This is a genomic window from Actinomadura spongiicola, assembly GCF_003432485.1.
GTDB lineage: Bacteria > Actinomycetota > Actinomycetes > Streptosporangiales > Streptosporangiaceae > Spirillospora > Spirillospora spongiicola.
On sequence record NZ_QVNQ01000008.1, the window covers coordinates 131,273 to 156,413 of the forward strand.

The following is a 25,141-nucleotide window of genomic DNA, read 5'->3' on the forward strand; positions in this document are numbered from 1 at the left end:
CGCGGCGCTGCTCGGCCTGCTCACCCTGATGCCGGAGCTGGCGCTGCTGGTGGTGCCGCCGCTGCTGCTCGGGCTGCTGCTGTTCGGCGCGATGTTCGGCGCGGCGGCCGTCCGGCAGCGGGACCTGGTCGTCGGCGAGGAGGACATCGCCGAGCGGACCACGGCGCTGACCGAGGGGCTGCGGGACGCCGTCGCGTGCGGCGGCGAGCACACGCTGCGGGCCGGGTTCGGCGCCGCGGTGGAGGCGCAGGCGGCGGCCGGTCGCGCGGTGGCGCGGTTCGCGGCGTTGCGGGCCGTGGCGCTCGCGGTCGGCGGTTGGCTGCCGCTGCTGCTCGTCCTCGCCGCCGCGCCGTGGCTGATGCGGCGCGGCGCCACGCCGGGCACGCTGATCGGCGCGCTGACCTATGTCCTGCACGGGTTGCAGCCCGCGCTGCGGACGCTGCTGCACGGCATGGGCGGCAGCGGGCTGCGCCTGGTGGTGACGCTGGGCCGCATCCTGGAGACGAGCGCGCCCGCGCGGCCCGCGCGGCCGGAGACGGCGCGGGCCGTCCCGGACGCCCCGGCCGTCGAGCTGCGCGGGGTCTCGTTCGCCTACGGTCAGGGCGCGCGGCCGGTGATCGAGGATCTGGACCTCGTCGTCCCGCGCGGCGACCATCTCGCGGTGGTGGGCCCCAGCGGCATCGGGAAGTCGACCCTCGCGGCCCTCATCGCGGGCCTGGTGGACCCCACCGCCGGCGAGGTGCTGGTGGACGGCCTGCCGCCGGGCCCGCCCGACCGGCGGGTGCTCATCCCGCAGGAGGCGTACGTGTTCTCCGGCTCCCTGCGCGACAACCTGACCTACTACGCGCCGGACGCCGCGCCGGACCGGGTGGAGCGGGCCGTGGAGGCGGTGGGGCTGGCGCGTCTCGTCCGGGACCTCGGCGGATACGACGCGCGGATCGTCCCGGCGGACCTGTCGGAGGCGGACCGGCAGCTCATCGCGCTGTGCCGGGCCTACCTGGCGCCGCAGCCGGTCGTCGTCCTGGACGAGGCCGCGTACCGGCTGGACGCGGCGGCCGAGGCGCGGGCGGAGGAGGCGTTCGCGCGGCGCCCCGGCACGCTGATCGTCATCGCGCACCGGATCAGCTCGGCGGCGCGGGCGCGGCGCGTCCTGGTGCTGGACGGGACCCGCGCGCAGATCGGACGGCACATCGACCTGCCCGCGGTGTCGCCGCTCTACCGCGACCTCATCGGGCACTGGGAGACGGGTTCAGAGCCAGCCCGCCTCCTCGGCGATCCGGATGGCCTGGATACGGTTCTGCGCCCCGACCTTGCGGTTGATGCGGGACAGATGGTTGCGGACGGTGCCGATCGTGAGGAAGAGGTCCTCGGCGATCTGGGCCGCGGAAGCGCCCCGTGACGCGAGGGACAGGACCTCCGACTCCCGTTCGGTGAGCGGGCTCTTCGCCGAGGAGAGCTCCTGGAACGCCACGTCCGGGTCGACGACCCGCGCGCCGTTCGCGGCACGGCGGATCGCGTCGACGAGGTCGCCGGGAGAGGTGTCCTTCAGCACGAAGCCGGAGGCGCGCGCCGCCACCGCGCGCCGCAGGTCGCCGTTGCGACATCGGCCCGCCATGAGGACCGTGCTGCATTCGGGCACGGCCTCGCGAAGCTTGCGCGCCGCGGCGAAGCCGTCCATGCCGGGCAGCCCGACGTCGATCAGCGCGACATCGGGCCGCTGGCTGCGCGCGGTCCGCAGCATCTGCTCACCTGAGCCGATCGCGGCGACGACGTCGAGGTCCTTCATCCCGTCGAACAGGGCGGCGAGCCCGCCACGGAGGAGAGGCGCCCCCTCGGCGAGAAGAATCCGAATCATTTTCGTCTCCTGGCGTGAACCGTGGCGCTGCCGCCCCCGGCGGCGCGCGGGAACGCCATTACCGAACCGCATTCCGGCCTCGGGGCTAAGGCGGGGACCGGGAAGGAGCGCCCGGTCGGGGCGGGACGACAACGAGCTTCCATGGGCCACCTGGACGGCTGGGTCAGGCGGAGGATCTACCGCCCGGAGTCAACACTATGCATGGCGTCATTGTAAAGACCGAAACAAACGGACAATTCGGATGCCCTTATCTCCCGAAAAGCCCGTTACCTGTACTCACGCCAAAAAATCGAACTCGATTCCGGTGCCGGACGCACGAGCCGTCTGGTACGCCACCCAGCTCACCGCGAGATCCTGCCAGGGCAGGCCGACCGGCGCGTACACCGTGATCTCGCCGCCCCGCACCCGTCCGGGCACCTGCCCGCACAGCAGGTCGCGGAGCGTCCCGGCCGCGTGCTTGACGTCCAGGCCCGCCTCGGCCAGCACGCCCATCTCGACGGCGAGGGGCACGTCGTCGACGACGACCCGGGCGCCCTCCAAGAGATCGGCGCCCAACTCGGCCTTGCCGGGCTCGTCGGCGCCGAGCGAGGTGATGTGCGTGCCGCGCGGCACGTCCCTGGCGTGCAGGATGGGGCGGCGCGCCCAGGTCGCCATGACGACGATGCCGGCGTCCGCGACGGCGGCGCGCGGGTCTGGCTCGACGTCCGCCGGGATCCCGAGCCGGGTTCCGTGCCGCTCGGCGAAGCGGGCGGCGCGACCGGCGTCCAGGTCGCAGACGGTGAGGCCGCGCACCTCCCGCAGCTCCGGCAGCCCCCGCATCACCAGCTCCGCCTGTGCCCCCGCGCCGACGACCGCGACCGTGTGCGCGTCCGGACGGGCCAGCGCGTGGGTGCCGAGCGCGGCGGCGAGCCCGGTGCGCCAGGCGGTCACGGTGGCCGAGTCCAACTGTGCCAGCAGCTCGCCGGTGCCGAGGTCGTGCAGGCAGACGACGCCGCGCAGCGCGGGCCTGCTGCCCGGGAACTTGGCGTTGACCTTGACCGTGTAGGCGGGCACGCCCCGGACCAGGCCGGGCAGCAACGCGGTCGCGGAGCCCTGGCCGGGCAGCCGTCCGATCACCCGCCGCGCGGGGACCTCGTACTCCTCGGACGTGAAGCCGCGGCGCAGCGCGTCCAGGCACCGGGCCGGGTCCAGCGACATCTCCAGATCCGAACGGGTCAAAAGCAACGTCACCGGACTATTCTCCCGCCTCGGCGCGGCGGCGTCACCACCGGCTCACTGATCATCATGACGTCGGCGAACGCCTCATCCCGCAGGTGATGATCGACCCGCGCGCCGGGGTGACAATTCGCATTCGGGCAATTGGTCACCTTTTTCCCTTACGTCGCGTTCAGCGTTCTTTCAGCATGTGCGGTGACCTCCGGCGCGCCGTCCGGGCGCGCCCGCTCCCACAGGAGGCGCTTCATGAGCATCCGTCCTCCGCGCATCCGCGGCGTCACCGCCGCCGTCGCGGCCTCCGGCCTGGTGGCGTCCGTCCTCGGCACCACGGCCACCGCGAGCACGGCTCCCGCCGGAAGAGGCGGCGCCGATCCCGCGAAGATCATGGCCGCGCTCACGCGCGACGCCACCGTCCCCGGCACCGCCTGGGGCGTGGACTCCGCCACCGGCAAGGTCTCCGTGATCCTGGACTCCACGGTCACCGGCGCGAAACTGAAGAGGGTGAAGGCCGCCGTGGCCAAGCACGGCACGGCCGTCCACGTCGAACGCGTGGCCGGGACGCTCCGTCCGCTCACCGCGGGCGGCGAACCCATCTACGCCGCCGGAGGCGTCCGCTGCACGCTGGGCTTCAACGTCAAACGAGGATCCGACTACTTCTTCCTCACGGCGGGCCACTGCGCCAAGGGGGTCACCTCCTGGTACTCCGACCCGGAACTGACCAAGCTGCTCGGCACCACCTCCTCCTTCAGCTTCCCCGGCGACGACTACGGCGTCGTCAAGGGCAAGTACTCGTCCACGCCCGGGGACCTCCAGGGCGGCGTCCGCGCGGGCGACCAGTACCAGGACATCGTCGGCGCCGGAAGACCCCCGGTCGGGCAGACGGTGACGCTCGTGGGCCAGGCCTCCGGTGTCCAGACCGGAAGGATCAAAGGCTATGGCTACACCGTCAACTACCAGCAGGGCGCCGTCCGCGATCTGATCGGTACCGACATCTGCTCCAAGGAGGGCGACAGCGGCGGCCCGCTCTTCCTCGGAAACCTCGCGGTCGGTCTGGCATCGGGCGGCGTGGGCCACTGCAATTCCTCCGCGAGCACGACGTTCTTTCAACCCGTCGACGAGGTGCTCCAGAGGGAGGGCGTGACGATCTACTGAACCGAATTCCCATCACGTTCCACGGGTCCGATGGCCGTGTCCCCTCCCGGTCTGACCACGGATCCATCGTCAGGGTGACAATCGCTCTGTTCCGAATTGGTCACCTTCTGCGTCTTACGCCTGCCTTGACGGTTCCCACACCATGTGCAGGACCTCCGGTGTGCCAGCAGGGCGCACCCAACCCCCCGTGGAGGCTTGTGCAGTGAAGATCACCAAGAGGCGTGTGCTCGCCGTCGGCGTCACCACGGCGTCGGCCGGCATGGTGGCGGGCGCCCTCGCCATCGCTCCCTCCGTGTCCGCCACCTCCGGCTCGGCCGCTCCCGTCGCCGCCGCCGCTCCCGCGGGCCCCGGCGACCTGTCGACCAAACTCGCCCAGCAGCTCGGCGGCCGGTCCGCCGGCTCCTACCTGAAGGGCGGCCAGCTGGTCGTCACGGTCACCGACGCCGAGGCCGCGCGGACCGTGCGGGCCGCGGGCGCCGTGCCGGAGACGGTCTCCCGCAGCGGCTCGTACCTGAAGAAGGTCGAGGACACGCTCCAGCGGGACGCGACGATCCCCGGCACCGCCTGGGCCGTCGACCCCGACACCAACCAGGTGCTGCTCTCCGTGGACAGCACGGTCACCGGCGCGAAGCTGAAGCGGGTCAAGGCCGCCGCGGCCAAGCACGGCGCGGCCGTCCGCATCGAGCACGTCGCCGGGACGTTCCAGAAGTTCACGCTCGGCGGCGAGGCCATCCGCACCGGCGGGTCCCGCTGCTCGCTCGGCTTCAACGCCAAGAAGGGCAACGAGTACTACTTCATCACCGCCGGGCACTGCACCAACAACAGCCGTACCTGGACCGACAGCAGCGGGCGGACGCTCGGCAACACCGCCGGCAGCAGCTTCCCCGGCAACGACTACGGCCTCGTCAAGTACACGTCCACCCCGCAGGACACCCGGGGCGCCGTCAGCCTCTACGGCCGGGGCACCCAGGACATCACCGGCGCCGGTAACGCCACCGTCGGCCAGCGCGTCCAGCGCAGCGGAAGCACGACCCAGCTCCACGACGGCAGCGTCAACGCGCTCAACGCGACGGTGAACTACCGGGAGGGCAGCGTCACCGGCCTCATCCGCACCAACGTGTGCGCCGAGCCGGGCGACAGCGGCGGCTCGCTGTTCGCCGGGTCCACCGCGCTCGGTCTGACCTCGGGCGGCAGCGGCAACTGCCGGTCGGGCGGCACGACGTACTTCCAGCCCGTCACCGAGGCGATGCAGGTGTACGGCGTCCAGGTCTACTGATCCTCTGGTACCCGCCGTCAGTACCGACCGTCGGCTGTAGGGCCGCCTCCGCATCGACCTCCGCGGAGGCGGCCCGCCGCGTGTCAGGAGACGGCCGGGACGTCCAGGGCGCGGACGACCTCCGCGATGAGGGCCGCCTGCCGTTCCGCCAGATAGAAGTGGCCGCCGGGCATGACCGTCAACGCGAACTCCCCGTCGGTGACGTCCGCCCAGCCCGCGGCCTGCGCCTCGGTCACATGCGGGTCGGCGTCCCCGATGATCGCCGTGACGGGGACGGTCAGTCGCGTCCCGGGCCGGTGGACATAGGTCTCGATCAGCTTGAAGTCGTTGCGCACGTACGGCAGGACCAGTTCCCGCAGTTCCGGCTCCCGCAGCGCCTCGCCGTCGGTGCCGCCGAGCCGCAGCATCTCCGCGACCAGGCCGTCGTCGTCCCGCTCGTGGACGCGGTCGTCGCCGCGGTCGTGCGGCGGGCGCGCACCGGACACGAACAGGTGCGCCGGCGCGGTGCCGCGCTCCTGGAGCAACCGCGCCACCTCGTACGCCACGACGGCACCCATGCTGTGCCCGAACAGCGCGGCGGGACGGTCGTCCAGCGCCGCCATCGCCCCGGCGATGAGCCGGGCGAGCCGTTCCGCGTCGGTGACGTACGGTTCCGCCAGCCGGTCGGCGCGGCCCGGATACTGGACGGCGTGCACCTCGACGGCCGGGGCGATCTCCTTGGCCCATGACCGGTAGAACACCGCGGACCCGCCCGCGTGCGGCAGGCAGAACAGCCGCGTCGACGCCCACGGACGGTGCTCGGCGCAGCGGAACCAGCTCACTCGATCAACTCCTCGGGCGGGGGGCGGACGTCGAGGGTCCGTGCCGGTCATCCCGCCCATCGTAGGCCGCCGCGCCCCGGCGCGACCCCCGTGGTCCCGGAACTCCCGGGACCACGGGGGCGGCGGTCACTGCAGGCCGTAGGCGCGGATCACCGTCTGCTCCACGGTGTTCCCGGAGCCGTCGGTCGCCTTGATCCTCAGGGCCACGTAACCGTTGTGTGGCCACCAGTGCAGGATGTTGGCGGTCCAGCGGTCCGTGCCGGACGCGGTCACCGGCACCGTGGTCCAGGTGGTGCCGTCGTTGAAGGACGCCTCCACCGACGTCAACGTCACCGCGCTTCCGCCCGCGGGCCGTTGGACGACGACGTCCAGCGGGAACGTCGTGCCGACCGGCGCGCGCCCCTGGCTGTCGAAGGCGCCGCTGACCCGAGGCTGGAGCAGGTGGCGCTGGTTGTCGAACGGGTCATCGGGGCCTTCGGTGGACGGGAACGTCCAGCGCCCGGTGACCTTCGTGACGTACTTCGACCAGGCGACGTTCCGAGTCAGCGACAGATCGAGCCGGTAGGACGCGGGATCGGCGGGCACGCTCCAGTCGGCGCCCAGCGGGTTGGTGCTCACGCCGACCTGCTGCCCGTTCCGGTAGAGGGTGAGCGTGCCGGTGAGGCCCGCGCTGTAGTTGCCGCCGAAGTTCTCGTGTCCGGGCTGCCCGGTGTCGGCGATCGCCGGACGACCGAGGAGGAGCCCCTGGCCGTGCCCGACCTTCATCGTCGGTCCGAACGCGGCCTTGTTCCACGCCTCCGAATAGGTGCCGCCCGCGGTGTAGGTACGCGGCGCGACCTGCCGCTCGTTCACCTGGACGGTGCCCACCTTGTAGAGGAAGCTGCCCCTCCACTTCACCCCGTTCGCGGTGTAGTAGACCCGCTGGGTTCCGGGCGCGACGGCGGGGTGGGTGAGCCCCAGCACCTCACCGCCGACGCCCTGGACGTCCGCGATGACGGAGTGGGGACCCGCCTCGGTGGACGCCACGCCCTGCGTGTTGTAGGTGGTGTTCACCAGCGCGAGGCTCTCCGGCGCGGCCTCGAACGTCAGGTCGCTCGGGACCTGTCCGGCCGTCGGGAACACCATCTTGTAGACGCGCGGGTTCGGTGGCGTGCTCAGCGGTTCGGCCTGCGTCTCGGCGTACACGAAGTGGTACGGCCGGGTCGTGCTCGCGGACGGCCAGGCGCGCAGGCCGACGTCGGGCCTGCCGCTCACGATCGTGGAGATGTCCTGACCGGCGATCGTCTGCACGATCTGGGCGTGGCTGTGGACCTCGGTGGCGGTCGACGAGGGGCTGACCGCCTGGATCTCGGTCGCCGTCCTGGCGTCCAGGGTCAACTCGACGTCGTCGTCGACCGTCAGCGCCGGGTTGCCGTAGAGGGCCAGGTTGCTGGGGTCGTAGGCCGCGCCCGTGAGCACGATGTTCGTCAGGCTGTAGGTACCGGCCGGGACGACGGCGGTGAGCGCGTCCCCGCTCTCGGTGAGCGGGTACTCCACGCCGGTCGCCGGGTCGATCAGGGTGCCCAGCGGGGCGACGGGCGTCCCGCCGGCGTCGATGCCGTGGATCGTGACGGTGTGGTCGGCCGCCCGGCGGGCGGCGGCGGATGCCTTGGTCTTGCTGTGGCCGAGTTTGAAGAAGGGCTGACCGCCGCGCGGCGGAGCCTCACGACCGCCCGGGTCGGCCGCGGCCGCCTGAACGGGGACGAGCAGTGCCGCGAGCGCGGCGATGCCGACCAGACCTGTGCGTAAACGCCTCACCGTGTTCCCCTTCTGCTAACAAGACAGGAGTTCGAGGAGTGGGCGCAGAACCGGACGGAGAGAGATCCGTTGGATCACTCCTGCGGGGAGTTCCGTCCCTGTACGAAGATCACCCTACGGCGCCGCAAGACCGCTCCACTCCGTGTCCAACATCACACAACGCCACGCCGACCGCCCCGGACGACCGCCCTACCCACCCGCGAAACCCGGGCACGACAAAGCCCTCGCCGCGATCTACGTGCATCAAGACGAGGGCTCCACCGACACCCGACGGCTCAGCCGAACCTCGACGTGTCCAACTCCACCTCGAACGGTTCCGGCAGGGACAGAGTCTTGCCAATGGGCAACCGCTCGATCTGCCCGTACTCTTCTCCGTCCGGCCGACCGAACAGGACCACCCTGTCCTCGCTCCGGGTCCACCAGCAGGTAGAACGGGATCCCCGCCCGCGCGTACCCGTTGCGTTTGGCCACACGATCCCGTTCGGGCCGGGCGGAAGTCACCTCAACGACCATGATCACCGTGTCGTCCGCGGCGGGCATCCACGCCGGTGCCCCGCGAAAGGCGTCGCGCTCGGCACAGACGAAGGTGATGTCCGGGATCACCCGGTTGTCCGGGTGCCCGTCGACGCCCGGCACCCGGAGGCCCTTGTTGCCCGAGCATTCGAGTTCGATCGCGCTGTTCCGGATGATCTGCTCGATGATCGGGGCCACACAGTGCTCGTGATCGCCGACCGGGGGTGGGGTCACGACGATCTCGCCGTCGATCAGTTCGGCTCGGAAGCCCTCGGGGGTGTCGAGGGCGAGGAACCCTTCGAGGAGAACGTCGGCCTCCTCGGCCAGCGACTCATCAACCCTCACGGTCATGCCCTGCTCCTGTCCTCGCGCACGAGTCTATGAGCGGAGCGCCACCCGTCGCATACGAATCGTAGTGATCGAGCCTTGTGGTCTCAGCCTACGGCGCCGGGGTGTCCCGGGGCGGTTGGACGGGTGAGGGTGGGCATGGGTGGGGGATGGATGAGCGAGACGCACGGCGCGGGGACGTTCAGGAGCTGTCGGACTTCGAGCTGGCCGTGTACGAGACCGTGGCCGAGATCGACAAGGAGGGTGGGGCGGCGGACTTCGACACGATCGGGCGGCTCGTGGACGGGCCCGAGGAGGACCTGTGGGCCGCCCTCGGGCATCTGGTGTCGATCAACCACCTGCATTCGACCAGCAAGGGATATGTGCTCGGGCCGCATGACTGGGCGCCCTGAGTCGGGGTCAGGGGTGCAGCCGTAGCCCCTTGAGGACCTTGTCGACCCCGTTCTTCGGGCCGTGGACGGCGAAGCCGACGAGCGGCATGTCGTCGGCGGTGACGGAGCGGACGGTCTCCCGGTTGGCCTCGTCGTGGCCCGTCTTGAACATGTCCTCGATGTAGACGGCGATGTGCATGTCGCGGGCGAGGGCGCGGCCGTGGGCGTCGCGGATGGTGGCGGCGTCGGCCTCGTAGACGAGGACGGGCTGGCGGAACATCGGCAGGTACGTGTTGCCGGACGCGTCCTCGTAGGGCTCGCCGACGAGGGCGGGGATGCCGCCCGCGACGCCACTGGCCAGGAACGCGGTCACGTTGAGCCGCTGCCACGCCGCTAGGTCGTCGCGGACCACGATGCCGATCTTGGTGTCGAAACGCATGCGGTCCAGCGTTCCGTGGCCTGGGGAATTCGTCTTGAACGCTCGTGCGCCACACTGGGAACGTGGACTGGAGCAGGTACTGGCGGTCGTCCAGCCGCCCGATGGAGGCGATGCACGCGCATTTCGAGCGGCACGTCTACCATCGGCACAGCCACGAGACGTACTCGTTCGGCGTCACCGAGGACGGATACCAGGCGTTCCGGTGCCGGGGTGACGCCCACACCAGCGCCGCCGGGATGGTCATCGCGTTCAACCCCGACGATCCGCACGACGGGCACGCCGCCGACGAGCTGGGCTTCACGTACCGGATCGTGCACCTCGGACCGGAGCTGGTGTCCGAGGTGCTGGCCGACATCGGGGACCGTCCGGCGGGGCTTCCGTTGTTCGACTCCCCCGTCGTGACCGATCCGGTCCTGGCACGGAATCTGCGCGGTCTCCACGCGGCGCTGCTCGGCGGCGCGCCCGCGCTCCGGCGGGACGAGCTGCTCACCGCGACGGTCGGCGCGATGGTGAACCGGGCCGCCACGCGTCGTCTGCGGACGGTGTCGGCGCCGGGCCCGGTGGAGCGGGCACGGCGGCGGCTCGACGAGGCGTACCTGGACGACATCGGCGCGGACGAGCTGGCCGAGGCGGCGGGGTGCAGCCGGTTCGCGCTCTACCGCGGGTTCCGGCGGGCCTACGGGATGGCGCCGAGCGACTACCAGCGGCTGCTGCGCCTCCGCGCCGCCCGCCGGCTGCTCGCCCGGGGCGACGCGATCGGGGACGTAGCGGCGGCGGCGGGGTTCGCCGACCAGTCCCATCTGACGCGCTGGTTCGTCCGCTGCTACGGCGTGACCCCCGGCGGCTACCGCGAAGCCTGTACCGATTAGGGAAGAATGCCGTCCATGAGGCGGGCGAGCGGGGTCATGTTCGGGTTGGCGTACGGCGACTCCCTGGGCGCTCCGACGGAGTTCCTCGACATGAAGCGGATTCACCGCCGTTTCGGGGAGCACGGGCCCGTGGAGCCGACCGGCGACCCGGCGCTCGTCACCGACGACACGCAGATGGCGATAGCAGTCGGTCTCGCCCTGCTGGACGCCCTGGACAACCCGCCGTTCACCCCCGACCTGATCACGCCGATGTGGCGGCGGCGGTTCGTCGACTGGCTGAGGAGCCCCGACAACGACCGGGCGCCCGGCCGCACGTGCCTGCGGGCGTGCGAGGGGCTGGCCGCGGGGAGGCCGTGGCCGGAGGCCACCGTGACGGGGTCGAAGGGCTGCGGCGCGAACATGCGGGTCGCGCCGGTGGGCCTCGCGCCGGGGCTCTCGGACGAGACTCGGGCGGGAGCGGCCCAGCTCCAGGCGGCCCTCACCCACGGCCATCCGACCGGGCTGACCGCCAGCGAGCTGACCGCGTTCGCGGTCCGGTGGCTGGTCGACGGCATGGACCCGGCCGACCTGCCCGCGGCGCTCCGGGCGCGGTGCCACGACCAGCGGACCGCCTACCACGAGCGCTGGCTCGGCGACCTGTGGCGGCGACCCGGCGTGGACGCCCCGGAGACGTTCATCGCCCGCGGCTGGGACGAGTGCCTCGACCGGCTCGACGCGCTGGACGAGGCCCTCGCACGCGGCGACCGCGCGGCCGACCCCTGCGAGATCACCGGCGCGGGCTGGACGGCCGAGGAGGCCCTCGCCACCGGGCTGCTGTGCTTCCTGCTGTTCCCGGACGAGCCCGTCGAGGCGATCCGGCGCGGCGCCGTCAGCTCGGGCGACTCCGACTCGATCGCGTGCCTGGCGGGCGCCTTCGCGGGCGCGCGGCTCGGCATGGACGCCTGGCCGGACGAGTGGTCCGGCCGCATCGAGTACGCGGACCTGCTGCGCCGGATCGGCGGGGCCTGGGACGCATCGAAGTGAGCGCGCCGAAATGAGCGGGCCGCGGCGTGAGCGGGCCGGGCGTCAGGACGCCGTCCAGCCGCTCCACGTGTCGATGGTGACGGCGATGACGGGCCCTTCCGGCGGGCGGTCGCGATACTGGGCGTAGCGCTCGGTGAGGAGCCGGACGGGCTCGGCCGTCCGCGCCGGATCCTCGACGATGGACGCGTGGCCGTCCACGCGGACCCACCACAGCCGTTCCCAGTCGTCCTCGTAGTGGTCGGCCAGCAGCGCGACGCGCGGGTTGAAGCGGATGTTGGCGAGGCGCCGCAGGTCCCTGGTGCTCTTCGGCTTCTGGTCGACCGCCGTGTAGACGGCGCCCCGGTGGACGGCGAACGTCACCGGGACGATGTGGGGGCGCGCGTCCTCCCCCACGGTCGCCAGGCGCGCGACCGGGACCGTCGTGAGGAGGCGGCGCGCGTCGTCCGAAGAGAGCTTCGGCACCCCCTCAGCCTGCCATGTCGGGTGGCGTGAGGCCGCGCTCGACCACCTTCGCCAGTTCCTCGTCGGTCAGCACGCGCGGTTCACCGATCATCTTGGCCCGGACGTACACGCCGCAGAGCCATTCGAGGAGCCGCGCGTTCTCGAACGCCTCGTCCAGGTCGCGGCCGATCGTGACGCCGCCGTGGTTCGCCATCAGCGCGGCGCGCCTGCCGCCCGCCATCGCGGCGCGGACGTTGCGCGCCAGTTCGGGCGTCCCGTAGGTGGCGTACTCGGCGACCCTCACCACGCCGCCGAGGAGAAGGATGTTGTAGTGGATCGGGGGCAGTTCCGACAGGGTGGAGGCCACGACGGCGCCGTAGGTGGAGTGGGTGTGCACGATCGCCGCCGCCGGGGTCGCCTCGTACAGCGCGAGGTGCATCGGCGTCTCCGAGGACGGGACGCGCTCGCCGTCGACCGGACGGCCCGTGAGGGTGACGACCGGGCAGTCGGCGGGGTCCAGCCGGTCCAGCCTTGCTCCGGCCGGTGTGACGGCGACCAGGTCGCCCGACCGGACGCTGACATTGCCGGAGGTTCCGCCGACCAGACCGGTTTCGGCCAGCGACCGGCCGATCACCGTGAGTTTGTCCCTTTCGTCCGCCAATAGCATGCGAATACCTTTCATGTTCTAGCGTTCGCACGGTTACGCTACGCTCCTGACGATCTTTAAGGGGTCCGGTCATGACGGTGGTGACACTGGGCGCGCACACCCTGGACGTGCTCGCCCGGCCCGTGCCCGACGTCCCGGACGGCCGCGACACCGTCATCGTCGACGAGATCAGGGTGTCCGCCGCCGGAGCCGCCGCGGGCACGGCGGTGGCGCTGGCCAGGCTCGGCAACGACGTGATCTCGGTCGGCGCGATCGGCGACGACGACCTCGGCGACCTGCTCGTCACGATCATGTCCCGGAACGGCGTGGACGTGAGCGGCCTCGTCCGCCGGACGGCGGTCCAGACGGCCGCGTCCATCCTGCCGATCCGGCCGGACGGCGGACGCCCCGGCCTGCACGCCCCCGGCGCCAACCTGACCCTCACCCCGGGCGCGGTCGGACCGGGGCTGCTCGGCGCCGCCGGCCTGGTGCACCTCGGCGGGCCCGACGTCACGCTCGGGCTCAACGATCCGGCGTTCTTCGAGATGCTCGACGCCGCCCGCGGATCAGGCACCGTCGTGACCATGGACCCGCTGTCCACCCGGCCCGAGCCGCTCGGCGCCGCCGCCGCGTTCCTGCCGTACGTCGACCACTTCCTGCCGAACGAGGAGCAGGCCGCGACGATGACCGGCGAGGACGACCCCGCCAGGGCCGCCGAGGCGCTGCTCGCCCGGGGCCCCGACACGGTGATCGTCACGCTCGGCAGGGACGGCAGCCTCGTCGCGACCGGGCGGGACGTGCGGCGGTTGCCCGCGCCGCCCGTCGACGTCGTCGACACCACCGGCTGCGGCGACGCCTACTGCGCCGGGTTCATCACCGGCCTCGCGCACGGACGCGACGTCTTCGAAGCGGCGCGCTGGGGCACGGCCGCGGCCGCGGTCGTCGCGCAGGGACTCGGCTCCGACGCCCGTCTCACCGGCCTCGACGCGGTCCTGCGCCTGCTCGACGCCCTCTGACGGGGCCGCCGGATCAGACCGGCGACCGTCCGGAGCGGGCCCCGGCCAGCACCGCGTCCGCCGCCTCGGCGAGCTGTTCCAGCCGGGACACCTCCGTGCGGTGGAACGGCGGCGCCTCGACCCGGGCGACGATCAGCGCGACCGTGCCCCCGGCCAGCGGGCAGACCGCGAACCGCGTCCCGTCCGGCGCGGTGAAGGCGCGCGGGCGCAGCGGCGCCAGCAGGGGCAGTTCGGCGGTCACGCCTCCCGGCGCGAGACGACCCTCCGCTCCCTCCGGCGCGCCGGCATGGCCGCCGACGCTGGCGTGCACCAGCACCGCGTCCCCGTCCATGGTCACTTCGGCCAGGCCCGCCCAGTCGGCGCTCAGGATGGCCGGGACGGCGTCCGCGAGGATCTCCGCGCCGCGCTCCGGAACCGCCGCGATCTGCCCGATCACGGCGGCGTCCGGGAACGCGCCCTGCGGCTCGACGGTCGGCCAGACCCCGATGATCTCCACCCCGGGCACCGCGCCGAGCCCCTCGGTCAGCCGTTCCAGCCCCGCGCCCACGGGCCAGACGACCGTGAAATCGTCCATCGCCCGGCCGTTGTCACGTTCCAGCACCGCCATCTGGACGACGTCCGCGCCCGCCGCCCCCAGCGTGCGCGCCACCTGTCCCAGCGACCCCGGACGGTCGGGCAGGCGAATGCGTATCCGCAGCAACATCGCCACCTCCACTTCCCTGCGCGTCCCCCAGTCTCGACGAGACACGTTTCCCTGGTGTTACCCCGAAGTGACGACGCGAGAAAACGCTGCCGGGTCCGGTGCTGGAATGGCGGGCACAGGTCAAACTAGAGTCCGGTGAAGGTCATCAGCAGGCCTGTCGCCCCATGCCGCCCACCATTAAGGTAACTGCACGTGTCGAGGGACGGGGAACCCCGAGTCGGCGAGGACTCCGGAACCGAGCCGGGGCCCGAGCCGGGCGCCGGCTCGCGGCGGGCGCCGTGCGACGTCGAGGCCGCCCTCGCCGGGCTCGCCGCGCGACTGGACCGCGAGCACGAACGCGCCGCGCACCGCGAGGCCGTGATCGACCGGCTCCACGAGGAGAACCAGCGGCTGCGGCGCGGTGAGCTGCAGGCCATGCTGGAACCGGTCCGGGCCGCGCTGTACCGGCTGCACGACCAGGCGCGCCGCGAGTCGGCGCGCCTCGCCGCGCCCGACCTCGCCGATCCGCCCGACCCGAAGCGGACGGCGCTGCTGCTGGCGGCGGTGGCCGACGACGTCGCGGACGCCCTGGCACGGCTCGGCGTCGAACGGTTCACGGTCGAGCCGGGGACGCCCTACGACGCGGTCCGGCACCGTCCGGTCGCGGTCACGCCCGTCGAGGACCCGCTGCGGGACGGCACCGTGACCGCCATCGAGTCCGACGGGTTCGAGCAGGGCGGGAGGGTGCTGCGGAAGGCGGTCGTCAGCGTCGGGAGGCTCGTCGCGGAGCGCGCCGGGACGGCCGCGACGGAGCGGGCGGAGCCCACCGAACAGGAAGACCCGACACCAGCGGACCCGACTCAAGCGGACTTGGAACAGGCCCGGTCGAAGCAGGCCGGCTCGGAGCGGGCGGGCTCGGAGCGGGAGGACTCGGGGCGCGCGGGCGCCGAGTCCAACGGCGCCGGGCCCGCCGTCACGTCCGACACGTCGGATACGTCCGGCACGCGAAAAACATCCGCGACAAAGAACACATCGGACACAGAAAACGAACAAGGCACGCAGAACGCGTCAGTCACGCAGAACACAACAGACTCGCAAGGGAATACCGGACTCGGCACCGATGGGTGAGAGGGACATGGCTGTCTACGGGATCGACCTGGGAACCACGTACTCCTGCATTGCCTCCATCGACGACGTGGGGCGGCCGGCGGTCCTGCGGAACCTGGAGGGCACCGACACCACCCCGTCCGTCGTCTACTTCGAGAGCGGCGAGAACGTCGTCGTCGGCGCCACCGCCAAGGACACCGCGGTGCTGGAGCCCGACAACGTCGTCAGCCTGATCAAGCGGGACATGGGCCGGGACGTGTCCCGTCCCATCCACGGCATCGACTTCACGCCGGAGGAGCTGTCGGCGTTCATCCTGCTGAAGCTGGCGACGGACGCGCGGACCACGACCGGCGACGAGGCCCGCGACGTCGTCATCACCGTCCCGGCCTACTTCGGCGCCGCCGAACGCGACGCGACCCGCAAGGCGGGCCGGATCGCGGGCCTGAACGTCATCGACATCGTGTCCGAGCCGATCGCCGCCGCGATCACCTACGGCGTCCTGAACCCCGAGCAGGACCGCACGATCCTGGTGTACGACCTCGGCGGCGGAACGTTCGACACCACCGTGATCACGCTGCGCGGCGGGCACATCGAGGTGGTGTGCACCGACGGCGACCACGAGCTCGGCGGCGCCGACTGGGACGCGCGGCTCGTCGAGTACCTCGCCGAACGGTTCCGCGCCGAGCACCCGGACGCCGTCGACCCCCTCGACGACAAGCAGACCGAGCAGCAGCTCCGCCGCGACGCCGAGGACGCCAAGAAGGCCCTCACGACCCGGACCGCGCACACCGTCCGCGTCATGCACGACGGACGGGTCGCGACGGTCGAGATCACGCGGGAGAAGCTGGAGGAGCTGACCAAGGACCTCCTCGACCGGACCGTGGAGATCACCGGCCGGACGCTGTCGACGGCCGCGGAGCGGGGCGTGCACGACTACGACGACCTCGTGCTCGTCGGCGGGTCGACGAAGATGCCGGTCGTCGCGGCGCGGTTGGCGACCGAGCTGGGCCTGCCGCCCCGCCTCCAGGACCCCGATCTCGCGGTCGCCAAGGGGGCGGCGCTGTACGCGTTCGAGGAGACGTACCGGCGGCTGGTCCGGGAGGGCGCCGAGGATCGCGCCGAGGAGATGGCGAACCGCGCGGGCCTGTCCACCGAGCAGCGCGAGCAGATCGCCGGACGGCAGATCAGAACGGTCGCGTCGCACGCGTTCGGAATCGTCGTCGTCGACCGCGACACGGGCGCGGAGAGCGTCGCGCACCTCGTCCACGCCAACGACGAGCTGCCCGCCGCGCCGACCGAGGACTTCTTCACCGTGTACGACGACCAGACGTCCGCCGACATCCGGGTGATGGAGCAGGCCGGGGTCGTGGAGTCCACCGACCTGATCGACAACACCGAGATCGCGACCGGGGAGATCCGCGTTCCGCCGGGCAAGAAGGCGGGCTGGCCGATCGGCGTCACGTTCGCGCTCGACGCGTCCGGGCTGCTGAACGTCACGGCCGTGGAGAAGGAGACGGGCGAGCGGCTGGAGCTGAAGGTGGATGTCGGCGGGATGACCGAGGAGGAGGTCGAGCGCTCCCGGAAGGCCCTCTCCCGGGTCCGGGTGAGCTGACCGGGGAGGCGCCCGTGGCGTTCGACGACGACTACCGGCGGGAGGTGCTGGAGCCCGCACGCGCGGCGGGCGACCGGCCTCCCGAGGACCTGCGCGTCCGGTACGCGCTCACCGGCCCGCTCGCGGAGCCGCTCACCGGGGCGGTGGTCGCGGCGCGGGTCAAGCAGGTCCGGCAGTGCTGGCGGCGGGCCCGGGGACAGCTGAAGTACCGCAAGCTGATCGACCGGCTGGAGGCCGAGCACCGGGAGCTGGCGCCGCTGTTCGCCGCCGCCGAACGCGGCGACCCGCGTCCCCTGGACGCGCGGCTGCGCGGCGGGCGGGAACGCACCGAGCGGCGCCGCGACGACGCCCGCGCCCGGCTCGCCGACGCCGCCGGGACGCTGCGGATGGCGACGCCCGCCGAGGTCGACGGGATCGCCCGCGCGGGCGGTGTGACCCGCGCCGAGCTGGAGCGGGCCGCCGCCGCGGACGGCGTCGAGATCCGCGAGCCCGACCCGCTGCCGTCCACCGCGCCCTACCCGGCGTACCGGAAGGTCCAGGAGTCGCTGGACGTCCTCGGCCACCGGCACCTCGCCGACTTCGTGTTCGGCGAACGGCTCGTCGGCCCGTTCCGGATCCTGGACGGGTTCGCCGCGCCCGGCGGGAACCTGAGCCTCGACCGGGACGCGGTGGCGACGGCCGCCGCCGGGTGGGCGCGGCGCGGTCGCGACACCAGCACCACCCACGCCGACACGATCCTTGCCGCGCTGCGGTCGGACGCGCCGCTGCCCGAGCTGTTGCTGTTCGACGTGGCGGACCGGCTCCGTGAGCGGCTGCGGCAGCGGGCGTCCGAACAGGCCCTGCTGCGGTACGCGGTGGACGACCTCGGCGTCGACCGGCGCGACGCCCGCCGCCTGGTGTTCTCGGTGGTCCGTGAGACGGGACCGGGCGGCGGCGGCCTCGCCGGACGGCTCCGCGCGCTGCTCGACGCGGGCGAGGTGTTCGCGGCGGCGGAGCTGGCGGACGCCGCGACCGTGCCCCCGCCGCCCGCCGGCGGGGAGCCGGCGGAGGAGGAGGTCCTCGCCGCCGAGGCCCGGCACCGGCTCGACACGGCGCTGCGGCTGCGCGAGACCGCCGCCGCCGAACCCGACCCGGACCGCGCCCATCGCCTCCTCGACGACGCGCTCCGGCTCGTCCGCGACCTTCCCGGCGCGCTGAACCAGCAGCGTCGCCTGCCGCCGCGCCCGGTCCCGGCCGTCCGCGCCGACGTCGACGGTGGCGGGGACGGCGGTGCCGTGGTGCGTGTGTCGTGGGATCCGTCGCCGTCGACCGCGGGCGAGGTGACCTACCGGGTCGTGCGGCGGGCGGCGCGGGCGCCGCGAACGCCCACGGACGGGCACGCGGTGGAGGGGGCGGTGGACGAGCGTCCGCCCGTGAACGCGCCGGTGTACTACGGCGTGTTCGCGGTGCGGGGCGACGCGGCCGCCGCGCCCGCCGTGGTGGGGCCGGTGGTGGTGCGGCCCGAGCCCGCCGAGGTCGAACTGGTGGCCGGGGACGGTCAGGTGACGGGGCGGTGGCGGTGCCCGGCGGAGGCGGCGCGGGTCGTCGTCGTCCGGGACGGCGCGCCGGTCCCGGCGGGACGCGACGGGTTCCGCGAACGCGTCCCGAACGGGCGGACGCACCATTACCGGGTCGCCGCCGTTTACCTCGACCCGTCCGGCCGGGAGGTCGAGACGGACGGGGTGCGGACGTCGGTCACGCCGAGCGCGCCGCCCGAGCCGGTGTACGAGCTGGACGCGGAGGTCGACGGAGACGACCCGGGGCTGGTCCGGGTCCGGTTCGACCCGCCCGGGAACGGGGCGGTCGAGCTGGTGCTGTCGCCGGGCCCGCCGCCGTGGCCGCGCAGCGCGCTGGTCCCGCTGGAGGAGGTGCGGCGGGAGACGCGGCGGCTGGCGTGCGCGCCGGTGCCGGGCGGGCTGGAGGTGCGGCCGGGGGCGGGCGGCTGGCTGCTCGCGGTGTCGGTCGCGGAGGGCGGCGCCGCGATCGGCGCCTACCACCGGCACGTGAACCTGCCGCCGCCGCGCCGCCTCGTCGCCGACCGGCGCGGCGACCACGTCCACGTCGGGTTCGACTGGCCGCCGGACGTCGCGGAGGTCGACGTCGTCTACCAGGTCGGAGGGGACGCGCTCCATGGCAGCGAGTCGTCGTCGACGCGGACCGTGACCCGCGCCGCCTACGACACCCAGGGCGGGATCCGGCTGCCCGTCCCCGAGGACGAGCCGGTCGCGCTGTCGGTCGCGGCGGCCGGGACCGTCGGCGGTTCCCGGGTCACGGGTCCGCCGGTCACCGCGCGGGTCGCGGCTCGGGCCGTGGTCCGCTACGACGTGCTCCGGTCCGGCCCGCCGTGGCGGCGGTCGCTGACGATCCGGCTGACGTCGTCGCGGCCGTTGCGGGTGGCGCGGCTGTCGCTGGTGCTGCGCGCCGGGCGGGTCATGCCGCACCGCGCCGCGGACGGCGAGACGCTCGGCGCGTGGGAACAGGTGCCCGTTCCCGGTGAACTGTCCCTGGCCGTGCCGGACGCGTCCAGGCCGTACTGGCTGCGCTGCTTCGCCGACGACGACGTCGTGGAGCTGGCCGATCCGCCCGTCCGCACTCTCCAGGTCACGCGATGACCAGATCCCGGGGGGTCACCTGCCCGTACTGCTTCGCGTCGGTCGCGCCGCAGCGGATCCTGTTCCGGTGCCGCGGGCAGGCGGGGCGGCGGCAGGGCTGCGCGCCCGTCCTGGACAAGGCGCTCGCCGCGTACACCGGGTCGACGGCGGGCGCGTCGCTGCCGCCGGTGTTCGCCGCGTCGGGCCGCAAGGGGCGCGCCGACTGCCCCGACTGTGACCTCCCCACCGGCAACCGGGCCTGTCCGGAATGCCACAACCCGCTGCCGTCCGCGTACTGCGACTCGCCGGGCCGGATCGTCGCGCTGGTCGGCGCGAAGAACGCCGGCAAGAGCACCTACATCGCCGTCCTGCTGCACGAGCTGATGAACCGCGTCGGGACGGAGCTGGACGCGTCGCTGGTGGCGTGCGACGACCGCACGATCGAACGGTACAAACGCGACTTCGCGCGCCCTCTGCTGGAGGAGCGGCGGCTGCTGCCGACGACGGCGAGCGCCGCGACCGCCCCCCGCGAACCCCTGGTGTACCTGCTCACGCGAACGCGGCGGGGGCGTTTCTCGCGGGCCCGCAACGACTCCCTCGCGCTGGTGCTGTTCGACACCGCAGGTGAGGACCTGCGCAGCCGCGAGGTCACCGACCTGCATCTGCGGTACCTGGAGGCGGCCGACGCGATCATCTTCCTGGTCGATCCGCTGGAGTTGCCCGGCGCGCGGACGGGCCTGCGGGACGCCGTCGCGGCCCCGCCCGGCGCCGGCGACGATCCCGACAGCGAGCCGCTGAACGTCATCGCGCGTGTCACCGAGGCGCTGCGGCTGCGGCACGGGACCCGGCCCGGCGAACCGCTGCCCGTTCCCGTCGCGGTCGCGCTTACCAAGATCGACGTGCTGCGGCCGGGGCTGCTGAGCCAGTCCGCGCTGCACCGTTCCCGGTCGGGGACGGGCGTCCTCGACCTGGACGACAGGGACGCGGTCGACGAGCAGGTCCGCGCGCTGCTGCACGACTGGCGGGCGGGGCAGCTCGACACCTATCTCGGGCAGCAGTACGCCGACCACGCGCTGTTCGGGCTGTCGGCGCTCGGCGCCGTCCCGGACGACGGGCGGGTCGGCGCGGGCGGCGTCCGGCCCTACCGGGCCGAGGACCCGCTGCTGTGGCTGCTGTACCGGTTCGGGATGCTCGACGGCGTCCGTCCCGAGTCGCGGAGCGGAGGCTAGCCGTGGCGTGGCAACTGCACTACACGTCGGCGCGGCGCGGGCCCACGGGCCGGGCCGGGTTCCAGTTCGTCGCCGAGACGCCCGGCCTGCCGGACGGGGTCAGGGCGGGCGTGACGCCGTACCTGTCGTACCGTCCGCCGCCGGACGCGCCGCTGTCCCCCGACGACGCGGAGCTGGCCGCGTTCCCCCTGTCGCTGCTCTACGACCGGGTGGACGGGCGGCCGCTGCTGCTGCGCTGCCGCTACCTCGGCCGCGACTACTCGGGCCGCTACGGCAACTTCTTCGCCCACGCGGTGGTGGCGGAGCCGGAGGATCTGGAGGGTCTGCGTCCCGCCGAGCTGTGGCACGCTCCGCACTGGACGCACGATCCCGCGCCCGACCCCGCGCTCGACCGGTTGGACGAGCTCACGCCCGGCGCGGCGCTCGACCCGGAGGCGCTCGCCGCGTGGCTCGCCGGTCGCGGCCCGGACGACCCGTACGCGCTGCTCGGCCGGCTGGTGGACGCCGTCGCGGACGTCCTCGACCGGGGCCACGGCCGGGTGGTGCTGGTCGCCGACGACGTCGAGCTGATCGCGCGGTGGATCGCCGTGGTGTCGTACTCGGTGCCGGTGGAGGCGGCGGCGCGGCTGTCGTTCGTCACCTACACCGGCGATCCGGGCGGCGCCGCGCAGCGCCTCGTCGGCACGACGCCCGCGATCTGGGCAGCGGCGCAGCACCACGCCTCGCACGCCCAGGCGTTCGACCTGCGCGGCGGCACGGGGAGCGGCACCGCGGCAGGCACGGCGAGCCGCTTCGCCCGGACGGTCGCGGCCTGCTGGCGCGACGGCGACTTCGGCGGCCTGGACGCCCTCGCCGAGCTGGCACCCCTCGACGATCCGGCGCGGGAGGGCGCGGCGGCGCTGCTGGCGTTGTGCCGGGGCGACACGACCGTCACCGTGGACGAGGAGGGCGCGGCGGCGGAGCTGCTGTCGCGGCACGGGTCCGGCATCCCCGAGTGGGTGTGGCGCGATCTCGTTCCCGGCGTCCCGTCGATGGGTCTCGACCTGGCGCTCGCCGTGCACGAGCGGGCACGGGACGCGGGCGCGGCCGAGGTGGCGCGGCAGTGCGCGCGCCGTGTCGCCGACCGGGTCGCCGAGGCGATGGCGCGGGCGTCCGGCCTGGTCGCGGTCGTGGCGGCGGCCGGGGTCGCCGAGCGGGCGGGCGTCTCGCCCGATCCGGCGCGGGTCGCGGAGGCGGCGGCGCGGTGCGCGCGGGCCGGGGCGGGTGACGTCGCCGACGCGCTCTCCGGCTGCCCGACCGCGCTCCGTGACGCGCTGTTCGACGGTGTGGTCGGCGGGCTGGCGGAGAGCGGCGAGGCGGAACGGACGGCGGCGCTCACGCCCGCCGCCTGCGACCTGCTGTACGCGCACGCCGAGCGGCTGCGGACCGCGCCCGCCGTCGCGTGCGCCGTGCTGGCGTCGGTCGGGCGGCGCGGTCCGGGCCGCCGGATCGCGGTCACCGGCGACCTGCTCCGGCTGGACGGCTGCGACCCCGACGTCCTCGACACGGCCTTGCGGGAGGTGTGGGCCACGCCGCCGACGGTCGCCGAGTGCGCGGAGCTGCTGGACGCGCACGGAACGTCCGTGGCGGATCGTCCGGCGCTGGCCGCGCTCCCGTCCCGGACGCTGACGCGGCTCGCGTTCCCCGGCGGCGACCGCCTCGCCGACGCGGAGACGCTGCGCCTCGCCGGGCGGGTCCGCGACCTCGTGCCGGACGGGCGGTCCGGACGCGACGCCGCCCTCGTCCAGGCGTACGCGAAGGCGATCACGGCCGGTCCGCCGGACGCCGCACGCGCCGTCGCTGAGATCGCCGCCGCGGACGGGGCGACCCCGCAGCTCGCGGGCGAGGCGTTCGCCGGGGCCGCGCGGCGGCTCGCCCGGCGGCCCCCGGCGTACCGGGCGGAGCTGCTGGCGGGCCTGCCCACCGGCGCGCGGGCCCGCCTCGGCGCGCGGTGGACCGCCGAGCTGCCCGCCCGCGCCCGCTCCGGGCGGGTCCCGCTGCGCGGCGACGACCTGGAGCGACGCAACGACCTCGTGGAGGTCGTGCTGCGGCTGCGGGCGCGCGGCGGCGGCGACCCGGCCCTGGAGGCGTGGGCGCGGACGGCGGCCGGGCGGTGGCTCGCCGCGAAACAGCTCGACGGGCGCCTGTCACGCAGCCCGGAGCTGCGGGCCGTGCTCCGGGACCTCCTCGCGGAGGACGCGTCCGCCCGCGAGGGGAGGTGAGCCCGTGCATCCCGTCATCGTGCTGCTGCTGATCGCGGCGTGGGCCGCCGTGATGTGGCTCGGGTTCCTGTACGTGTTCCCCGTGCTGTTCGCGGCGACGCTGGTCGTGGCGGGGATCGCCGCGCTCGGTCTGTACTGCCTGCACGCGTGCCGGGCGCTGGCGCCGTCCACGCTGGAGGGGCCGTCGCCGGTCGCCGAACCGAAGATCGCGTACCGCCACTACCTGCTCGGCCAGGTGTGGCGCGACTGGTGGACGATCAGCAGCACCGTCGTCCCGCAGGTCTACCGGACGGCCAGCGGCGTGATCATCCGGCTGACACGGCTGCTGCTGGGCGGCCTGTGGGGGTTCTTCGTCTTCCCGGTGTGGCTGGCGCTGTGCGCGGGCATCGTCGCCGCGGCCGTGCCCGCGGCCGGGTTCGTGGTGGCGCTGACCGTCCTGTACGGGGTCGCCGCCGCGGCCGGGCTCGTGGTGTGGCTGCTGTGCGTGCTGGTCCTCGCCGCGGTCGAACGCGTTGTCATGATGTACGGGCGGATCCTTCAGACGTGTCCGCATCCGTTCTGTTACGAGCGGATCGGCCTGCCGGAGTACGAATGCCCGGGGTGCGGCGCCCGGCACCGGCGTCTCGTCCCCGGATCGGGCGGAGCGTTCCGGCACGTGTGCCGGTGCGGGGCGCGGCTGCCGACGACCGTGCCGCTCGGACGTTTCCGGCTCGCCGCGTACTGCCCGCACTGCGGTGGACGGTTGCCGGAACGGATCGGGCGCGTCCGTGTCGAGCCGTTGCCGTTCGTCGGCGGTCCGGCGGCGGGCAAGACGACGTTCATGGTCCTCGGCATACGGGCCCTGCACACCCGCGCCCGCGCCGTCCATGGACGGCTCGCGTTCGTGGAGCAACGTCACGCGCAGGCGTACGCGGGAGCGATCCACGAGTTCCAGCGCGGCGGGCGGCTCGCCAAGACCGGGCCGGAACTGCCCCTCGCCACGATGGTCGACGTGGAGTTGCCCGGACGCGCACGCCGCATCCTCTACCTGTTCGACCCTGCGGGCGAGCACTACACGGGCGCGACGGAGGTGGAGTCGCTGCGCTACCTCGACCACGGCGAGGCGCTGCTGTTCGTCCTGGACCCGTTCGCCCTCCCCCAACTGCGCAGGGCCCTGACCGGGGACGAGCGGAAGTTCGTCGACCAGGCGGCCGTGTCGTCGGAGGAGGACCCCGCCGACACGCTCCAGCGAGTTCTGAACGAGCTGCGCTCCCGTCCCGACCAGGGCCGCCAGAAGCGCGTCGCCGTCATCGTCACCAAGACCGATCTGCTGACCCGCACGGAGATCGGCCGCTGCCTGGCCGAGGACGGTGACCTGCGCGCCTGGCTCGACCGGGTCGGTCTGGGCAACACCGTCCGGACTCTCGACCAGGTCGCCGGGCAGGTGCGGTACTTCGCGTCCGGCCTCGCGACCGACCCGGAGCAGGTCGCCGACCTGCTCGGCTGGGTGACGGGGCTCACGGTCGCGGGCTCGGGGAACGGCGACGGCCCGGCGGTCGACGCGCAGTCCGAGCTTCCCGGGACGGCCCCGCTGCGCGCCCCGTGGCCGGTGCGGGGACGCGGCTCGTCCCGCGTGCCGGTCGGGTACACGGTCGGGCGCTGGGCCGTGCTGGCCGGGCTGTCGGTCCTCACCGTCGCGTCGGTGACCGGCGCGGTCGTCGCGGCGGCCGACCGCCTCCCGTTCTGACCCCTCCGGACCAGTGTGACGCACACCACTTCCTGACGCGGAAGATAACGGACGGTCACAACCTTTATCTCTTCAGGACGCCCCGCTCCAGCCCCCGCGCCCGTACGGAGAG

21 protein-coding genes and 1 pseudogene are annotated in these 25,141 nt (G+C 73.6%); 13 read left to right on the forward strand and 9 right to left on the reverse strand.

Features of this window, described 5'->3' with window-relative positions; translation table 11 throughout:
• Positions 1-451: 451 nt before the first annotated feature.
• Positions 452-1,021 (forward strand): annotated as a pseudogene (locus tag D0T12_RS37525) (ATP-binding cassette domain-containing protein); the annotation flags it as partial.
• Positions 1,022-1,249: 228 nt separating this feature from the next.
• Here D0T12_RS37525 and D0T12_RS24790 read toward each other — a convergent pair.
• Together D0T12_RS24790 and D0T12_RS24795 are read right to left on the reverse strand one after the other, a co-directional pair.
• Positions 1,250-1,855 (reverse strand): response regulator transcription factor, encoded by a 606-nt coding sequence (locus D0T12_RS24790; protein ID WP_117402088.1) that lies wholly within the window; start codon positions 1,853-1,855, stop codon positions 1,250-1,252.
• A 276-nt stretch (positions 1,856-2,131) separates the two neighbouring features.
• Positions 2,132-3,085 carry an ornithine cyclodeaminase family protein gene (locus tag D0T12_RS24795; RefSeq protein ID WP_117402089.1) on the reverse strand — a complete coding sequence of 318 codons (954 nt, stop codon included), beginning with the start codon at positions 3,083-3,085 and terminating at the stop codon, positions 2,132-2,134.
• A 231-nt stretch (positions 3,086-3,316) separates the two neighbouring features.
• On the opposite strand from D0T12_RS24795, the gene D0T12_RS24800 reads away from it, so the two are divergent.
• Both D0T12_RS24800 and D0T12_RS24805 read left to right on the forward strand, forming a co-directional pair.
• Complete coding sequence (locus tag D0T12_RS24800; protein WP_117402090.1) at positions 3,317-4,222, forward strand: S1 family peptidase; 906 nt, start codon at positions 3,317-3,319, stop codon at positions 4,220-4,222.
• 202 nt (positions 4,223-4,424) lie between these two features.
• Positions 4,425-5,498: a S1 family peptidase gene (locus D0T12_RS24805; RefSeq protein WP_233526271.1), complete on the forward strand. Its 1,074-nt coding sequence runs from the start codon at positions 4,425-4,427 to the stop codon at positions 5,496-5,498.
• 83 nt (positions 5,499-5,581) lie between these two features.
• Here the strand turns inward: D0T12_RS24805 and D0T12_RS24810 are convergent, their stop codons facing one another.
• From D0T12_RS24810 to D0T12_RS24820, 3 genes are all read right to left on the reverse strand, one after another.
• On the reverse strand, positions 5,582-6,319 hold the full coding sequence (locus tag D0T12_RS24810; RefSeq protein WP_117402092.1) for a thioesterase II family protein: 738 nt from the start codon (positions 6,317-6,319) through the stop codon (positions 5,582-5,584).
• Positions 6,320-6,445: 126 nt separating this feature from the next.
• Positions 6,446-8,116: a molybdopterin-binding protein gene (locus D0T12_RS24815; RefSeq protein ID WP_117402093.1), complete on the reverse strand. Its 1,671-nt coding sequence runs from the start codon at positions 8,114-8,116 to the stop codon at positions 6,446-6,448.
• A gap of 243 nt (positions 8,117-8,359) precedes the next feature.
• On the reverse strand, positions 8,360-8,980 hold the full coding sequence (locus D0T12_RS24820) for a Uma2 family endonuclease (protein WP_233526272.1): 621 nt from the start codon (positions 8,978-8,980) through the stop codon (positions 8,360-8,362).
• A 146-nt stretch (positions 8,981-9,126) separates the two neighbouring features.
• Here D0T12_RS24820 and D0T12_RS24825 point away from each other — a divergent pair, with 146 nt between their 5' ends.
• Positions 9,127-9,369, forward strand: coding sequence for a Rossmann-fold NAD(P)-binding domain-containing protein (locus tag D0T12_RS24825; RefSeq protein WP_117402094.1), 243 nt, complete (start codon positions 9,127-9,129; stop codon positions 9,367-9,369).
• Between the two features lie 7 nt (positions 9,370-9,376).
• Here the strand turns inward: D0T12_RS24825 and D0T12_RS24830 are convergent, their stop codons facing one another.
• Complete coding sequence (locus tag D0T12_RS24830) at positions 9,377-9,787, reverse strand: DUF2000 domain-containing protein (protein ID WP_117402095.1); 411 nt, start codon at positions 9,785-9,787, stop codon at positions 9,377-9,379.
• 62 nt (positions 9,788-9,849) lie between these two features.
• Here D0T12_RS24830 and D0T12_RS24835 point away from each other — a divergent pair, with 62 nt between their 5' ends.
• Positions 9,850-10,656 carry an AraC family transcriptional regulator gene (locus D0T12_RS24835; protein ID WP_233526273.1) on the forward strand — a complete coding sequence of 269 codons (807 nt, stop codon included), beginning with the start codon at positions 9,850-9,852 and terminating at the stop codon, positions 10,654-10,656.
• 15 nt (positions 10,657-10,671) lie between these two features.
• Entirely contained in the window at positions 10,672-11,679 is a 1,008-nt protein-coding gene (locus tag D0T12_RS24840) for an ADP-ribosylglycohydrolase family protein (protein ID WP_233526274.1), read from the forward strand.
• 42 nt (positions 11,680-11,721) lie between these two features.
• On the opposite strand, the gene D0T12_RS24845 is transcribed toward D0T12_RS24840, so the two are convergent.
• On the reverse strand, positions 11,722-12,141 hold the full coding sequence (locus D0T12_RS24845) for a TIGR03668 family PPOX class F420-dependent oxidoreductase (protein WP_117402098.1): 420 nt from the start codon (positions 12,139-12,141) through the stop codon (positions 11,722-11,724).
• 4 nt (positions 12,142-12,145) lie between these two features.
• The gene (locus tag D0T12_RS24850; RefSeq protein WP_117402099.1) at positions 12,146-12,787 is read right to left on the reverse strand and encodes a class II aldolase/adducin family protein; all 642 of its coding nucleotides are present in this window, start codon (positions 12,785-12,787) and stop codon (positions 12,146-12,148) included.
• A gap of 71 nt (positions 12,788-12,858) precedes the next feature.
• On the opposite strand from D0T12_RS24850, the gene D0T12_RS24855 reads away from it, so the two are divergent.
• A complete protein-coding gene (locus tag D0T12_RS24855; protein WP_117402100.1) occupies positions 12,859-13,782 on the forward strand; it encodes a carbohydrate kinase family protein in 924 nt (307 codons plus the stop codon).
• 13 nt (positions 13,783-13,795) lie between these two features.
• Here D0T12_RS24855 and D0T12_RS24860 read toward each other — a convergent pair whose 3' ends face one another.
• A complete protein-coding gene (locus D0T12_RS24860) occupies positions 13,796-14,485 on the reverse strand; it encodes an ACT domain-containing protein (protein ID WP_117402472.1) in 690 nt (229 codons plus the stop codon).
• Between the two features lie 192 nt (positions 14,486-14,677).
• Between D0T12_RS24860 and grpE the strand changes: the two genes are divergently transcribed.
• Genes grpE through D0T12_RS24890 form a run of 6 tightly spaced genes read left to right on the forward strand, consistent with a single transcriptional unit; the run spans position 14,678 to position 25,029 of the window.
• Positions 14,678-15,592: a nucleotide exchange factor GrpE gene (gene grpE / locus D0T12_RS35980; RefSeq protein ID WP_233526275.1), complete on the forward strand. Its 915-nt coding sequence runs from the start codon at positions 14,678-14,680 to the stop codon at positions 15,590-15,592.
• Positions 15,593-15,599: 7 nt separating this feature from the next.
• A complete protein-coding gene (locus tag D0T12_RS24870) occupies positions 15,600-17,183 on the forward strand; it encodes an Hsp70 family protein (RefSeq protein WP_117402101.1) in 1,584 nt (527 codons plus the stop codon).
• 14 nt (positions 17,184-17,197) lie between these two features.
• A complete protein-coding gene (locus D0T12_RS24875; protein WP_117402102.1) occupies positions 17,198-19,834 on the forward strand; it encodes a hypothetical protein in 2,637 nt (878 codons plus the stop codon).
• Positions 19,831-21,042: a TRAFAC clade GTPase domain-containing protein gene (locus D0T12_RS24880; protein WP_117402103.1), complete on the forward strand. Its 1,212-nt coding sequence runs from the start codon at positions 19,831-19,833 to the stop codon at positions 21,040-21,042. The genes D0T12_RS24875 and D0T12_RS24880 overlap by 4 nt, the downstream gene beginning before the upstream one ends.
• Positions 21,043-21,044: 2 nt before the next feature.
• Positions 21,045-23,303 (forward strand): GAP1-N2 domain-containing protein, encoded by a 2,259-nt coding sequence (locus tag D0T12_RS24885; protein ID WP_117402104.1) that lies wholly within the window; start codon positions 21,045-21,047, stop codon positions 23,301-23,303.
• A gap of 4 nt (positions 23,304-23,307) precedes the next feature.
• Positions 23,308-25,029, forward strand: coding sequence for a TRAFAC clade GTPase domain-containing protein (locus D0T12_RS24890; RefSeq protein ID WP_117402105.1), 1,722 nt, complete (start codon positions 23,308-23,310; stop codon positions 25,027-25,029).
• Positions 25,030-25,141: the final 112 nt, after the last annotated feature.

Bases quoted from the DNA above. Each gene is read 5' to 3' on its own strand.
- D0T12_RS24860 (WP_117402472.1), bottom strand. From the start codon at position 14,485: ATGTTGCTGCGGATACGCATTCGCCTGCCCGACCGTCCGGGGTCGCTG.
- D0T12_RS24790 (WP_117402088.1), bottom strand. From the start codon at position 1,855: ATGATTCGGATTCTTCTCGCCGAGGGGGCGCCTCTCCTCCGTGGCGGG.
- D0T12_RS24850 (WP_117402099.1), bottom strand. From the start codon at position 12,787: ATGCTATTGGCGGACGAAAGGGACAAACTCACGGTGATCGGCCGGTCG.
- D0T12_RS24820 (WP_233526272.1), bottom strand. From the start codon at position 8,980: ATGACCGTGAGGGTTGATGAGTCGCTGGCCGAGGAGGCCGACGTTCTC.
- D0T12_RS24840 (WP_233526274.1), top strand. From the start codon at position 10,672: ATGAGGCGGGCGAGCGGGGTCATGTTCGGGTTGGCGTACGGCGACTCC.
- D0T12_RS24870 (WP_117402101.1), top strand. From the start codon at position 15,600: ATGGCTGTCTACGGGATCGACCTGGGAACCACGTACTCCTGCATTGCC.
- D0T12_RS24830 (WP_117402095.1), bottom strand. From the start codon at position 9,787: ATGCGTTTCGACACCAAGATCGGCATCGTGGTCCGCGACGACCTAGCG.
- D0T12_RS24800 (WP_117402090.1), top strand. From the start codon at position 3,317: ATGAGCATCCGTCCTCCGCGCATCCGCGGCGTCACCGCCGCCGTCGCG.
- D0T12_RS24825 (WP_117402094.1), top strand. From the start codon at position 9,127: ATGGATGAGCGAGACGCACGGCGCGGGGACGTTCAGGAGCTGTCGGAC.
- D0T12_RS24880 (WP_117402103.1), top strand. From the start codon at position 19,831: ATGACCAGATCCCGGGGGGTCACCTGCCCGTACTGCTTCGCGTCGGTC.
- D0T12_RS24855 (WP_117402100.1), top strand. From the start codon at position 12,859: ATGACGGTGGTGACACTGGGCGCGCACACCCTGGACGTGCTCGCCCGG.